The 14,282-nt window shown below is 70.8% G+C and carries 5 protein-coding genes; all 5 read right to left on the bottom strand.

Annotation, left to right across the window (positions count from 1 at the left end):
• Position 1: 1 nt before the first annotated feature.
• Entirely contained in the window at positions 2 to 11,323 is an 11,322-nt protein-coding gene (locus tag ACFW0G_RS16690; protein WP_378326147.1) for a putative nucleotidyltransferase substrate binding domain-containing protein, read from the bottom strand.
• Positions 11,323 to 11,655, bottom strand: a complete 333-nt coding sequence (locus ACFW0G_RS16695) for a WXG100 family type VII secretion target (protein ID WP_378326149.1) — start codon at positions 11,653 to 11,655, stop codon at positions 11,323 to 11,325. Before ACFW0G_RS16695 ends, ACFW0G_RS16690 begins: the two co-directional genes overlap by 1 nt.
• Positions 11,655 to 12,116 carry a YbaB/EbfC family nucleoid-associated protein gene (locus tag ACFW0G_RS16700; protein ID WP_378326150.1) on the bottom strand — a complete coding sequence of 154 codons (462 nt, stop codon included), beginning with the start codon at positions 12,114 to 12,116 and terminating at the stop codon, positions 11,655 to 11,657. Before ACFW0G_RS16700 ends, ACFW0G_RS16695 begins: the two co-directional genes overlap by 1 nt.
• Positions 12,117 to 12,250: 134 nt before the next feature.
• Entirely contained in the window at positions 12,251 to 13,702 is a 1,452-nt protein-coding gene (locus ACFW0G_RS16705; protein ID WP_378326151.1) for a hypothetical protein, read from the bottom strand.
• Positions 13,703 to 13,723: 21 nt separating this feature from the next.
• Entirely contained in the window at positions 13,724 to 14,281 is a 558-nt protein-coding gene (locus ACFW0G_RS16710) for a hypothetical protein (protein ID WP_378326152.1), read from the bottom strand.
• Position 14,282 lies beyond the last annotated feature (1 nt).

Genomic DNA, 14,282 nt, shown 5'->3' on the forward strand with positions numbered 1-14,282 from the left:
TTCACGCCCCGCCTTTGGGCCGCGTGATCGACGGCGCCGGGGTGATCCGCACGTCGTCCTCGTCCTCTTCTTCGTGCGTCGCGCTGCTGGCGTGCACCGCGAGCTTCAAGGCGTCCACAGTGGACAGGGCGTGCCATGGCCGCGCCAGGTCTTCGGTTTCCCGGGGCGGTTCACGATCGACCGGTGCTTCCGGTGGGGCTGGGCGCGCCGCCGGAGGCTGTCCGGGCAGGGGTAGCTTCAGTCGTTCCGCCTCGGCCCGGGGCACCAGGAGATACACCCCGTCCGGCATGGTCACCGTGCGGTGCCTGGTCCCGGTGCCAAACCGCCGGTCGAGCACGTTGCCCTGCTCGCGCACCACCGAGAGGTCGTAGCGGGCGGTCGCCCGGTACCGGTAGTAGGTTCCTCCGTGGGTCACGGTTTCTTCCCGGTTTCCGGTGCCGGTGGTCTGCGCGGCCGTGCTCTTCTTCGTCGTCGCGGCGGTGCCGGGGGTGCCGCCGGTGGTACCGGGGCCAGTGGTGCCCTGCGCGGTCCCGCCGAGTGAGAAGGTGCCCGTCGTGGTGGTCTGGTGCGCGGTACCGGTCTCGTTCGCGATCTTCGTGGCCTGCTCGGTGGTCAGCTCCACCGTGCCCAGCAGCTCCGGCGAAACCACCTCGAGCCGCATCCCGAACCGGTAGCCGGTCGTGGTGGCCAGGTCGTTGTCGACGACGGTCTGCTCGATCCCGTCGAGCAACCGGCCGAAGTTGCCGATCCGCAGGTCCTCGTCGGTGAACACGGCCGTCTTCTGGCCGCCGTGCCTGCCCTCGGCCACCAGTTTCGTGGTGTCGCCGGCTCGGAAGAAGGCGACCTCGTTCGCTGACTCGGTGATCAGGCGCCGCAGTTCGGCGGCCAGTTCGGGGCCGCCGGGCATCGCCTGCGCGAGCACCTTCGCGCCGCGCAGGTCGACGGCGCCGGAGTGACTCGCCACGGTGCCGGCCGGTTCGGTGGTGGGGCAGAGTTCCTCGGGCACCAGCAGCGAGGCCGTGCCGTCGCGCAGGGTCGTGCCGTCCACCCGGTTGCCGTCCCGGAAGATCTCCACGACGTATTCGACCGGCACCTCGAACCGGACGGATTGCTTGCCGCCCTTGATCTTGTCCGCGTTCTTCACCGTGTGGCCGGTGCTGTCGGTGCCGCCGGTCTGACGGCCGGCGAGCAGGCCGCCCGCGGGCACCCCGCTGACCGCCGAAGCCGGGTCGGCTCGCACCTGCGGAGCCATCCCGTCGAGGGTGGCGGCGATGGTCGAGTTCGTGGTCTTCGAGGTGGCGTGCGCGGACGAACCCTCGGCCGTGCTGTCGACGGCGATCCGCTCCGACCCCGCCGACCTCGCGTTCGCGGTGTCCAGCCTGGCCGCGACCCGGATCTCCAGCTGCCGAAGGCCCCGCCAGGTGGAGCGGTGCACGACCACCGACTGGCCGGACGTCGCCGCCCGGCGCAGCGCGGCCTTGACGTCACTGGGGGAAAAGGCCGCGCGTAGTGCGGGAATCACGCCGGTCGGCGCCCCGGTGTCCTGCGAGTGCGGGGCGAACTCCGGCGCGTACCGGTTCAGCAGCCGTCGTGCTTCGGGCAGGATCCGGGCGGCCGGGCTCACCTCGTCCACCGCGACGTTCCCGAGCGACTTCCCGATGTGCTCGGGGAGGTACCAGCGCTTGTCGTCCACAGTGGACACCGATGGCTCTGCGACCGGGAGGTTCGCCTTTTCCGCGCGATCCTTCGGCATCCAGTACTCGACGCCGTCCGGCAGGACGACCGGGATGCGGTGGGTCGCCGGGTGGCCGCCCGCACCGGGACCGTCCTGCCAGGAGTACGCGGTCACCCAGTACACCGCGTCCGCCCGGTACTTCAGGTGGGCTCCGGAACGCTTGATCGTCGAGGTGTTCTTCCCGCCGACGCTGTCCGTGGTGCCCTCTTCGCCGCCGACGCCCTTGCGCACGCCCGCGGCCGCACCCGCTCCGGCCTGCGCGTAACCCTCGACGCCCCAGGATTTACTGTGCCCGGACTCGGTGCTCACCGACGAGGTGTGCTGTGTTTCCGAGGTGACGCCCTCACCGTCGCCGACCAGTTTCGGGTGGCGCAGCTCCAGTTCCACCCGCACGGCGTCGGTCCGGCGGTGCACCGCTCCCGGCGCGAGCACCTGGAGGTCGAGGCCGCCGTTCAGCATCCGGTCGAACCGGGCGTGTGCCACCGACGTCGGCACCGTGAGCGGGGTCAGCCCGCGCCACGCGCCGACGCCCTTCCTGGTCACCGCGAGCGCCTGCGCGATCGCGGCGTTCACCTTGTCCACGTGGTCCAGCCGTCCGGGCAGCGCGCTGCCCGGTGGCAGGCTGATCGCGCCGGTCGGGGACAGCGTGTTCTTCGCGGCGGGGATCGCGGTGAAGGTCGAGGGCAGGCAGTCCGATTCGGGCAGCACCATGCGGACCGAGCCGGACACGTACTGGCCCTCGGCCCGGTTCCCTTCGGAAAGCGCGACCTCGAACGTGGCCGGGTAGTCCACCGCCACGCCCGGTCCGGAGTAGGTGAGCTTGTGCGTCGAGCCCGTCGCGGCCGAGGTCGCGGAGCTGTCGGCATCCTGCCATTTTGCCGCGCCACCGAGGGTGAGCCCGGCGAGCAGGCCGGGTTTGTCGCGGTCGACCCCGATCCTGGCCGCGACTTCCAGACCGACGCCCCGGTTGCTGCTCTTGGTGTCCTTGCTCTCCACCGATCCCGTACTGCCGGTGCTGCTCGCGATCTCGACGGTGCCGACCCGGCGGGCCGTCGAGGCCTTGCCGAGGTAGGCCTTGACGGTCAGGGTCAGGTTCCGCCCGGCGACGGAGATCGGCACCCGCAGCCCTTCGCGCACCTGCTCGTAGGAGTCCCGCAGGTTCGCCGCGGACAGCGTTTCGGCGAGCTGCGCCTTGACAGTGTCGAGCTGTGTCTTCCGGCCCGCGAAGAACTTGTCGAGCAACTCGGTCGCCTTACCGGTGACGTGCTCCAGGCCCGTCGCACTGTCCACTGCGGACAGTGCGGTCGCGGTGCCCGCGTCCGGCGCGGCGGGCGGGTCGAGCGGCGCTGCCTTCAGCGCGGCGGAGGCGGTTTCGCCGCGCAGTGCGGCTTCGAATTCCGCGGCCTGCCACGACGGCACCCGGACGTAGACCTGGCCCCGATGGGTTCCACGGTAGTCCAGCCCGGTGCCTTCGACGGCGTATTCGGTGTCCACCCGGTACAGCACGGTTTCGCCGTCGTACTTCAGCGTGGTCTTCGCCGCGCCTTCGATCGTGGCCGCGGTGGTGAGACTCCTGGACGGGCCCGCGGTGGCGGACGCGGTGGCAGCGATCTTCACCTCTCCCGACGGGATCTTCACCCCGGGCGCGCCGTAGGAAAGCGCCACGCCCACCTCCGTGCCGAAGGCGCCGGCCTGTGCCGTCTTGTCCTTGCGAGTGCTGCTCGCGCTCTGTTCCAGAGTGAGGTCGGAGGTCTCGACGCGCTGGAAATGCGTGGGCGTGGACCGCACGGCGACGCCCGCGGTGCCGTCGGTGGCGGTGAGCACTCCGCCGAGCAGGTGCCTGCCGTGTGTGGCCGGGGTGTCCACGGAGAACCCGCCGGTGATCGCCCGGTGCAGCGGTGATCCGGGAACGACCCCGGGCCGCTCCAGCAGCGCGTCCCGGATCGCGGTGAGACCGCCGGCGTCCTCCACCACGCCGAAGACGCGGTGCACCGCGTCCGGGGCGATGACGGCCTGACGGTCCGCGGTCACCGATGAGACCTCGCCCGGATAACGCACTCGCAGCGCCGATGGAAGGTCCGTGGTGTGGGTCCGGCCCCCGACCGAGATGTCGAGCACGGCGTCCACCTCGAAGCCCGTCTTCCCGGTGGCGGTGACCGTGTGCGTGGTCTCGGCGGTGTGGGTGACGGCCTGCTGTCGGGTCCGTTCGTCGACCGGTTTCAGCGTGGGCTTGACGGTGAGGAAATGCCCGTCCGCCACCGCCGAGGTCACGGCCACCGCGGCGGAGAGCGGGCTGACGGTACTGGTCGACGTCGTGGTGCCGGTCGTGCTGACGGTGCTGGTCGCGGCGGCCGTCGGCACTTCGGCACCGACCGGGGCGGCCCGGGTTCCGGTGACCCGCAGGCGCGCCCGTACCGGGGTGTCCCCGCCGACGAGTTGTTCCCCGGCCAGGAGCCTGCGTGTCGCCCCGGCCGGTCCGTGCCGCTCGATCAGGTCCACGATCGCTTGGCGGGCCTGCTTTTCCACGGCCAGTGGCAAGTTGTCGGTCACCACGTCGACCAGTGCGGCGGCGATGGCGTCCGGTTCGCGCACCGGGTGGCCGAGAACCTGTTCTACCTGGCCTGTCCCGAGCAGGCCCCGGCTCAGGTAGACCGGCGGTGTGCCGGGGGTGGCCGTTCGCGGCGCCTCGGTGACCGGCTCCGTTGGCGGTTCGGTGACCGGTTCTGTCGGCTTTTCGACGACCGGCACCGGCGACGTCTCGGCAACCGCCACCGGCGACGTCTCGGCAACCGGTTCTGTCGGCGTTTCGACGACCGGCTCCCGTGGTGTTTCGGTGACCGGTTCTGGCAAGGCCTCGGTAGCCCAGAAGTGGGCGGCCTTCCGCTCGTTCAAGGTGCGGACGAGAACCACCTCGTGACCGTCGCCGACCGAGGTGACGGAACCGTCCTCGTTGACCACCGACAGCCGCACCCCGTACCGGTCGGCCACGGCCTGCACGGCGAGGTCACCGGCCGTCGTGGTGTAGTAATCGGAATCGGTCCGGATGGCCGTCGCCGCCTCGGCCAGTGTCACCGCGGTCTGCCCCTCGGTGGGGGTGAGCAGCAGCCGGTAGCGGTCGGCTTCGGCGCCGGTCGCGTGTTCCACGCGGTCGGCCACCTCAAGCCGGATCTGTTCCCAGCCCGCGCCACCGAGCCGCTCGCCCGCGGTCGCCGCGAGCGCGTGGAAGAGACACCACCCGTCCGCCGGAACCGACTGTTCCCGGTGGCCGAGGCGGCCGAGTTCGGTGTGCTGCCGTTCGCTGAGTTCGTAACCCGTCTGCTGCGGCGCGGGGCGGGCGGCGGGCTGCCGGGGCCCGTTCAGGCGGTATCCGTCCAGGAAGTCCAGGTACTGCGCGATCGTGTCGCGGGCGGCGAGGACCGACTTCGCTTCCGTCTCGGTGAGCACGTAGCCGTGGTCCGGTTTGGCGGGACCACCGGCGAACAGCGCGGAGAATCGGCTGGACAGCGGCCCGGGAAGCCGGGCTTCGTCGTTTTCCCTGCCGTAGTGGGCATGCAGTTTCTGGCGGAGCCCCTGCACGGTGTCGAAGGCGGTGCGCAGGTCGGTGACCTGATCACGCTTCAGCACGCCGAGATCGCCGAGGGTCCGCAGCCGGTCGGCGGTGTTCGACCGGCCGAGCTGGCCCTCGCTCGCGCCGAGCCAGCGGGTGCCGAGGGTGAGCGGGCGCAGCAGGGTTTCCTTGACGTCGAACCTGCCCTGGATGTCCATTGTGGACTTCGCGGCCGGGACGAGGTCGCCGAGGGCTTGCTTCGCCCTGTCGGGCGGAAGCCTTTCGTGCGGCTCTCGGAACCGGCCGAACACCGAGGCGTCCGCGCCGGGCAGGTCGACCGGGATCATCCTCGCGTCGAATCCGACGCCGAAGTTCGGCAGGCCGGGCTCGGCGGTGACCAGCGTGTGCTCCGCCAGCCATTCCGGACGGGCCGACTTGTGCGTCGGCAGCCACATCGGGTCGGCCTGGAACAGCACCGGCCCGGTGCCGGGCGGCAGGGACGCGTTCAGCCGCGCCCGGGCCAGGTTGATGACATCGCAGGTCAGGTTCTGCAGCACCTGCAGCCGGCGGTGGCCGGGGGAGTCGTCCTCGACGTCACCGACGATCGCGAAATCGAGATCGCTCGCGGGCGCCAGTTCCTTCCGGCCGTAGCCACCGAGGGCGACCACGGCCCACGAGTGCGCGGGTGCCCCGGCGATCCGGACGGCGGTGGCCAGCGCGTTGTGCACGATCTCGTCCGCGTGGGCGACGATCAGGCCGGTGAGCTCGGCGGGGGCCACCCGCTGCGCCTGCCACCGGGCCGCCGTCTCCCGCAGCGACGCCAGGTTCCCGGCGAGCTCGCCGGCCACCGCGGGAATCTCGGCGACGATCCGGTCGGCGCGCACGGGGTCAGTGACGATCTCCTCCGGGAGCCCGTCGACGATGCGCCGCAGGACGTCGCGCTCCCCGCTGGAGAACGTGTGGCCCCGCTCCATGCGGTCCAGGAGGACCTGCTGCTTCTGGTTCGGGCGAGCGGGCGGCACGGGCCCCGGCGGTTCCTCCGGGGGCCGGAACCCGTGCTTCGGCAGGTCCAGCGGGGTCTGCGCCGGGGACCTCGGGTCGGTCAGTACCGCGTGGCTCCCGTCCGGCAGGTGCACCTGGCTGGTCATCGTCTGCTCGATCCGCCGCAGGTGCCGCGGCAGCAGCGTCGGCGCGTAGTACACCTGCCGGCCCATCAGCCCGTCGTCCTCGACCACCGAGTTCAGCGGTTTCCGTCCGCCCGGCAACGGTTTCCCGTCGCTGTTGAAGATCCGTTGCCACGGCCCGGAATCCCGGTACTCGTCCGGCAGGCCGAAGTAATGCGCGATCTCGTGCGCCAGCACGTTCTGCGGGGTCGCGGTGCCCCACTCCACCTGATTGGCGTTCTCGGTGCCGGTCAGTTTCACCGTGGTGTGCGCGCCGGTCTCGGTGAATTCCACCCGGACGTGGAACTGGTCGCCCGAGGGCAGGCGATATCCCTTGTTCAGCACCGAGTCCACCCCGGCGAGCGCCTTCGCCCGCGTGTCCGCCATTGCCTGGGGCGAGATCCCGTCCTCCGGCTTCAGGTGCACCTTGAGCGTGTACTCCTGAACCCAGTGCCCCGGCTCGACCTCCATCCGCCGCACGTCGTAGCGGACCAGGCCGGGGATGAACTCCAGGTGCTTCGGGTCGCTGGACCGGAGGATGTCCCGCGCCTCGTAGTCGACCGTGCGGACCGGGGCCTTGTCCCGCAACGACTCCCATTTCGACGGCGGCAGCGGATTCTTCGGCTGGGCCCAGTCCGCGGTTTCGGTGGCGGGGGCGTGCCCGGTGGGGTCGACGGCGACCGGAGCCGCCCTGCCCCTGGTCCCGTACCGCGGCTGGTGATCGAGTTGGCCTTTCACCTGTGCGTCCAGGCTCGGCGGCACGCCGTCCTTGCCTGCCTCGAATACCACCTCGCCCGCGGCGATGTTCTGCTGCCTCCGGTCGGCGAGCACCTGGGCGAGCGAATACCGCGAGGCCTGTTCCGTCGACGGCACCCGCAGCTCGATGGGCAGCCCCGTCACCTGGTTCCGGTGCAGGACCTCGTCGATCACCTCGGCCGCGACGGCAGGGGGCACCCACCTGCGCGACTCGCCCTGCTTCGTGGTCACCGGCAGCGCCAGCGAACCTCCGCCGCCCTGCCCGTGGATCACGATCCCCGTGACACCGGCGATGTCGACGGTGGCGGGCACCGTCTTCGGTGGCTTGCCGCCGAACTCGATCACCAGGTGCTCCCCGTCCCGCCGGACCGTGGTGACACTGCGCAGTTCCGGCGCGGAGACGACGAGAGCCGGGTCGTTGCGCAACGGGACGACCTGCCGGTCGGGGCCAGTGGCCTGCCGCTTGGCCGGGGGACCGGGCTCGGGGGCCGCCTCGACCACGATGGTGATCGGTTCCCTGCCCTCGAAATTCACCTTGGTGAACTCGTGAAACGTCTTGGCCGGTTCGTTCACGCGCCCGATCGAGTAACCCGGCACGTTCCCCCCGGCGCCGACGGGATACACCCGGAACTTTCCGCGGCCCCGATCGTGATCCTTCGCGTCCACATTGTCGGCGAATCTCTCCGCCGTGATCACATAACCCTCGCCGACCGCGACGACCGCCGCGGCGTGATAGGGAGCGTGGTCCCGGTCGTCGTGCGGCGCGTCCTTGGTCGGCACCATGACGAAGGCCTGGCCGACCTGCGGAGCCGCCTTCTCGTTCGCGTTGGCGCCGTGCTGTGCGAGGTAGTCCTGTGCCACCGTCCGGTTGTCTTCGAAGGAGTTGCCGAACAGATGTTCCGTGCCGGCGACCTGGCTTCGCAACGGCACCGTCTGCTGTTTCTGCCCTGGCGCCAGATCGTAGGGATACTGCTGGTTGTTGAGGATTTCTTCGGCGGTGTGCAGGCAGTCGTTGACGAACAGTTCCGTCTGATATTCGACATAGCGCTTTCCGTCGCGATCACCGACCCGGCCGGTCGGCACCGCGAAGGCCGGTGGGACCTCGCCCCGGCGCACCCACAGCGTGTCCGCGTCACCGCGTTCGTTCGCCGGTGTCTTCTTGATCTTTTCGAAAAGGTACCGGCCGTCCGGCGACGCGAACGCCATGGTACGCAAGGAAACCGGGGGCCTGGGTGGCACCGGCCGGGCAACCGGTGGCGTGGACTCGGCAGGGCCGAAGTAGCCGCCGAGCACCTCGATCACGGGCGCACGGCCGAGTGCCCGGTCGAACGCGGTGACGTTCGGCTGATACCGCAGGCCACCGGGCGCCGGCGCGAAGGTCTCGGGAAAGCGCAGGTACTCCGGCTTGGTCCCGGCCCGGTCCGCGAGGGCATCGGTGACCATCCTGGCGAGCAACTCGGTGACCGCCTCGTCGGTATTGATCTCGTGCCGGTAGACGCCCTCGTCGGGGTGGCCCGCGAACGCGCGCCCGGGGTCGTGTGCGTGGAGGTGCATGAACTCGTGTGCGAGCAGATGCCGCAGTGCCGCGGACTGGTGGGCCGGAACCGGGGTGAGCGTGCCGAGCATGCCGGTGTTCAGCAGCACCTGCCCCGAAGTGGCCCGAGCGGGATTGGACTCGCTGATCTCCAGCAGGTCCGCGATCTCGAACTGCTCGGCGAGCTGGTCGAGGCGCCGCCGGGCCACGGAATCCGGCCTGGCGAGTTCCCGGATGAAGTCCGGCGCGAGGATTTCCGCGCGCAGCACCGGGTCGGGATGGCTCCCGTCCGGGTCGAACACCATGTCCAGGGTGAAATGCTTCGCGAAGGTGGTCTTGTCGACCTGGACTACCCGCTCCGCGGAGACCCGGACCTCGGGTACCCGGATGCCCTTGTTCCGCAAGTCCTGGAACAGGGCGTGGAATCCCGCACGCACCGGTGCCAGGTCGACATCGACCGGGTGCGCGCCCTCGTGGGTCGCGTGCACGGTGAGCGGGTCGGGAACGGCCGGGTCCGGCAACCGCTTGGCGACACCGTCCCGCAGCCCCTGATACCACTCCGGCTGCCGGTTTCGCGGCCACTCGGTCTCGACACCGGGCACAGCGGGGCGCGGTCGCGGGGCCCGGTCCGTCACCCGTGGCGTGGGCGGGGACAACGGAGGCGCGGGCGGCGGAGGTGGCGGCGCGGGTACCGGTGGCGGGGTGTGGCTCGACGGGACGGGGTGGGCCGCCACGGTCGGCTGGTACCGGTGGCCGGTCTCCTGCGGTGACGGCGGGGCCGGGCGGCTTATCGGCGGTACCGACCTCGGGGCTGATGTGTCCGATGTGGACGGAGTGAGTGACGGCGGGGCGCTGGCGGGCACCGGTACCGGAGTCGGCTGCGGCGCCGGGTGGCTGGGCTTCGGTTCGGCGGGCGCCGGCGGCGGGGTGACCGTGGACGGGGGTGTGGAAGCGGCGAGGTGCGAGCTGTGCGGCAGGGTCTGCGGACCGGCTTTGACCGGGCCGTCCAACGCCGGGATGCCCTGCGGGGCAGGGGTGTTCTGGTGCGCGGTGCTCGGCGAGGCGGGCTGGGTCGTGGGCTGGGTGGTCGTCGCGGGCTGGGGCAGCGACGCGGGGTGCGAGGTGGCCGGGGTCTGCGCGGTCGAAGCGGCCGTCGTGGTAACTGGCGGCGGTGTGCTCGCCGCGGGCTGCGAGGGTGCCGGGTGCTGGGTGCGGACCGGCTGCGGGGCGGGTTCGGTCTGCGTGTGCGTGGTCACCGGGGACTGCGCGGGCTGGTGGCTCGGCTGCGACCGCACCGGCTGCTGCTCGGCCTTGGTGGCCTGCTGATGCGTCTCGGGCTGCGTGATCGTCGGCTTCGGCTGCGCGGGCCTGCCAGGCTCGGCGGGCACCGAGGGCTTGACCGGTTCCGTGGACTTCGGTGGCTCGGGCGTGGTCTTGCGCGGCGACGGCGGGTGCTCGGTCTTCGGGGAGACCGGATGCTCGGTCTGCTTCGGTGCCGTCGATGGCGGCGTGACCGGGTGTGCCTGGGCCGGTGGCGGCGTGGTGGTGTCCACCTTCCCACCACTGTCCGATGTGGACTGCCGGGATGCCGGCGTCGAATCCGGCTGCGCGCTCGTCGTCCGCGTGCCGGGCTCCCTGGCCGGCTTCCCGCCGGTTTCGGTCACCGGCGAGTCGGTCATGGGCGGCATCTTCGACAGGTCCAGTTTGTCGATGCCTTCGACATGCGCGTTGGCGATCTTGTTCTTACCGGCCTGTGTGCCGCCGCCCTTCTTCTTCCTGCCACCGATTCCGTCGACCGCGCCCTCGATCGCGCCCGCGGACGCCGCGGCCGGGTTGAGCCCGTTCCAGTTCCCCTGCACGACCCCGCTGACCTGCTCGGTCAGCCATTCGTGCAGGCCGCCCTTCGTCATCTCGCCCGCGATCGAATGGGAGAACTTCGGCGCGAACCGCTTCCCCGCCGCGCCGAGGCCGAAACCGATCACCCCGCCGATGGCGCCGGCGATCGCGGCGCCCTTGGTCAGGTCGGTGTCCCATTTCGTGCGATCGCCCTTGAGCATCTGGATGCCCTGGATCGCCGCGTCCATCCCGACCTGGAAGACGATGCCGAACAGCACCGCCATGACCAGGTTCTTCAGCACGACCTGCACGGAGATCCGGGCCGCGGCCTGCATCGCGGGAATGGTGGCGGTGGACGCGCCGAAGGTCCAGAACGCGTTCGCGAGCGCCCAGGCGATCTGCACCGCCAGCATGATCAGCGTCCCGACGATCATGTACTTGGCGTATTCGACCTGGAGCGCGGTCTCCTTGGCCAGGTCACCGAGTTGCTTCGCGGTGACCGCGATGTCGGGCACCTGCGCCTTGAAGGCCTGGGTGAACTTCCGGAACTCCTCGGACGCGGTGCCCTGCAACGCGCTCAGCACTGCGGCGGTGACCGAGTCGACCTCGTTCTGGACCCCGGTGAGCTCCCTGGACGCCTCCTCCCAGGCGGTGGCCAGGATGCGGAGCTTGTCCTCGTCGCCCTCCGGCCACGCGTCACCGCCGACGATCTGCACCAGCCAGGTCAGCTCCGAGGGGATCTGCAGACTCATCAGGCCCCCTTGGCCCGTTTCGTCACCTGCTCCGCCGATGCCACGGCGTTGCGTTCGGTGCGCTGGAAGCCCTTGGCCATGGTGCTCACTCCGTCCCCCATGCTGCGCACGACCTCCCCCATTTCCCGCATGGCCTGCAGGACGTCCTTGCTGTTCTTGTCGTAGTTCTTCTCGAACGCCTTGCCGGTGTCGTCGGCGCCCCAGCAGTTCCCCGCCGAAACCGTGGCGTTGTGCAGGGCGTTGTAGATCCGGTCCAACCGGGCGGCGAGGCCCTCCGCGTCGGCGGCGGTCTTGCCCAGCCGCTCGGTGTCGACGCCGAACGGTTGGCTCATCACCACCACCGCTTTTCGCCGTCGGCCTGCTCGCGCCCGTCCCGCTTGTCCGTCTCCTGTGGACGGGCGAACCGCGGATCGTCCTCGACCAGCTTGCGCACGTCCTCGGTCATCGGCGGGTGCTCCGGCAGTACACCGCCGGCCAGGTCCCGGAACTCCTGGGGCAGGTGCGGTTTCAGCAGCGCTTCCATTTCCGCCGTCGCCTGCTGCCGCGCGTCGGCGATGGTCGCGAGCAGGACGGCGGCCAGCTCGGCGGGCGCCATCCGCCGGTACGCCGGGGTGGGGAAGCTGAGATCGCTGATCTCGCCCTGCGCGCCGACGGTCACCGCGACCGCGCGGCCGGGTGCGGTGGCGGTCACCGAGATCTCCTTGAGCTTGCGCTGCATCTCGGACAGCTGGTCGCACTGCCGCCGGTAGTCGGCGAGCAGATCGCCGATCCGTTCGTCATAGGACGAGGTCATGAAATCTCCTTGCGAGCACGGGAAGGCTCCGCGTCGGACTGGGGGGCGGTCCGGCGCGGAGCCATGGGCCCGCCGGACCGGTCCCCGCGGCGGGTGCGGGGCCGGGGGAACGGCGGGTTACTCAACGGTCGGCGCTAGCCGGGCCGTCCGATCACGCCCGGTGGGGCGTCCGGGTTGGCGCCCCACACGTCCTCGTCCTCCACCAGCCAGGTGGTCCGTTCCCGTTCCCGTTCGCCCTGACCGGCCGCGCCCGGCGCACCGGCACCCATCGGCATCCCGCCGACGCCGGAGCCACCCTTACCGGTACCGGCCCCCGTCATCCCGCCCTGACCGGCAGCACCGGCACCGGAAGCTCCGGCGCCGTAAGGCTTGACACCACCGCCGCTCAGCGACGCGCCTCCGGCGCCGTACGGTTTGACGCCACCGGCGCCACCGCGCGGCATGGCACCGCCACCGGGATAGGGCGACAGGCCACCGCCCGGCGGCTTGCCCCCGGGGTTCGGGCCGAGCCCGCCACCCGGTTTCCCGCCCGCGTAAGGCGTCAGACCGCCCGGCAGCCCGCCGGAATAGGGCACCAGGCCGGCGCCGCCGGGGACGGGCCCGCCGCCACCGGGGACGTATGGCGTGAGACCGGCACCGGGAGGTGTGGTCACTCCGCCGCCGGGATAGGTGGCCGGGGCCGCACCGGCGAGGCCGGTGCCCGGGTCGTACGGATCCGGTTTGAGCCCGAGGTCACCGGGACTCAGCGGGGCGGGCACGCCACCGGGATACGGACCGGGACCGCCGGAACCGGTGGCGCCCGGATACGGGATCGGCCCGCCCGAGCCGTCACCACCGGGGAACGGGCTCGGCTCGCCACCGGGCCCGGCACCGCCGAAACCGGGGAAGTTCTGTGGGCTCCCGCCACCACCCGGCGGCGGAAACTGGGGCGGGGTGATCCCGTCGGGGCCGCCTCCCGGCGGGGGCTTGATCTCGTCGGGGGACTTCGGCACCGGGGCGTCGAAGTCCCGGACCTTGACCGAGTACTCCCCGGCCAGGTCCTTGATCACCTTCCGCATGTCCTGGTCGAGCATCTTGACGACCTCGGGCTTCGCGGAAACCTGGATCAGCCCGTTTTCCATCTTCGGCGCACCGAGCTTGACCGCCTGATCGGCGTACCAGCTGTCGATCGCTTCGAGCTGGTACTGCGCGGCGTTCAGCTTGTTACCGGCATCCACAATGGACCGGGGCAGCGAAGCGGTTCCACCGAACGGGGGCTTGTTCACCCGCTCGACGTGGGCGCCGAAGACCTTGCCGTAGTAGTCCATGGCATTGCGGAAGCCCTCCGCGGCAGGGCCCTTCCACGGGCCGTCCGGGCCCGCGATGGCCTTCGCATGCACCTGCACGGTGTCCCGGCACAGCTCGAACACCCGTGCCAGCTTGGCGAACTTGTTCCCCGCGTCGAAGAAGGACTGGGGATTGGCGTTCGCCGTCCTGGCCGCCTCGCCACCGTGTTCCTCGGAACCGCCGTTGACCGCCGCCTTGATCTGTTTCCATGTCCAGGAGCCGTAATCGTCCCCGGTGGGAACGTCCTTCGACTGCACCATTTTCTCGCGCCAATCTCGTTTCTAGGCCCCGCCGGCGGGAGCGCCGCCCCCGCCGGGCATCCCTCGCCCGAACGCCTGCATCAGCTGGGCGACGTCCCCGGCGCCCTTCGAGTTGAGCTCCTCGGTCGTCTTGTACTTGGTGGCCAGCTCGTTGATGCCGGAAACGAGCTTCTCGAAGGCGGTGCCCATTCTGGTCAGCGTGGTGACGTATTCCTTCTTCAGCCCGCCTTCACCATCGGACCCCACGGCCACCGCCCTGATTTTGTGGCCATGCTGGAAATTGCCCGCCTTGATGTCGATCGACTGGATGTCCTTCAGTGCTTCCTTGATCGTGGGCAGGAGCTGTTCGATGGCCCGGCCGAAATGCTTGAGCGCCATGTCGTCCACCGAGACCTGGCCCTTGCCGCCCTCGGACTTGTACACCGGCGGGACGGGCAGCGGTCCGCCGTCCTCCGGCTGGTGATCCGCGGGCCGGTCGCCGAAACCGTTGTACTGACCGGCCTTCGCGAACTCGTCCTTGGCCTTGTTCGCCGCGGCGTTGCGGTTGGCTTCGGCCATGGCGATGCCTTCAACGGTCACG

The organism is Amycolatopsis sp. NPDC058986, assembly GCF_042741125.1.
Taxonomy (GTDB): Bacteria; Actinomycetota; Actinomycetes; order Mycobacteriales; family Pseudonocardiaceae; genus Amycolatopsis.

Excerpts from the sequence above, each read along its gene's own strand:
- ACFW0G_RS16690 (WP_378326147.1), bottom strand. The coding sequence starts at position 11,323 with ATGAGTCTGCAGATCCCCTCGGAGCTGACCTGGCTGGTGCAGATCGTC.
- ACFW0G_RS16695 (WP_378326149.1), bottom strand. The coding sequence starts at position 11,655 with ATGAGCCAACCGTTCGGCGTCGACACCGAGCGGCTGGGCAAGACCGCC.
- ACFW0G_RS16700 (WP_378326150.1), bottom strand. The coding sequence starts at position 12,116 with ATGACCTCGTCCTATGACGAACGGATCGGCGATCTGCTCGCCGACTAC.
- ACFW0G_RS16705 (WP_378326151.1), bottom strand. The coding sequence starts at position 13,702 with ATGGTGCAGTCGAAGGACGTTCCCACCGGGGACGATTACGGCTCCTGG.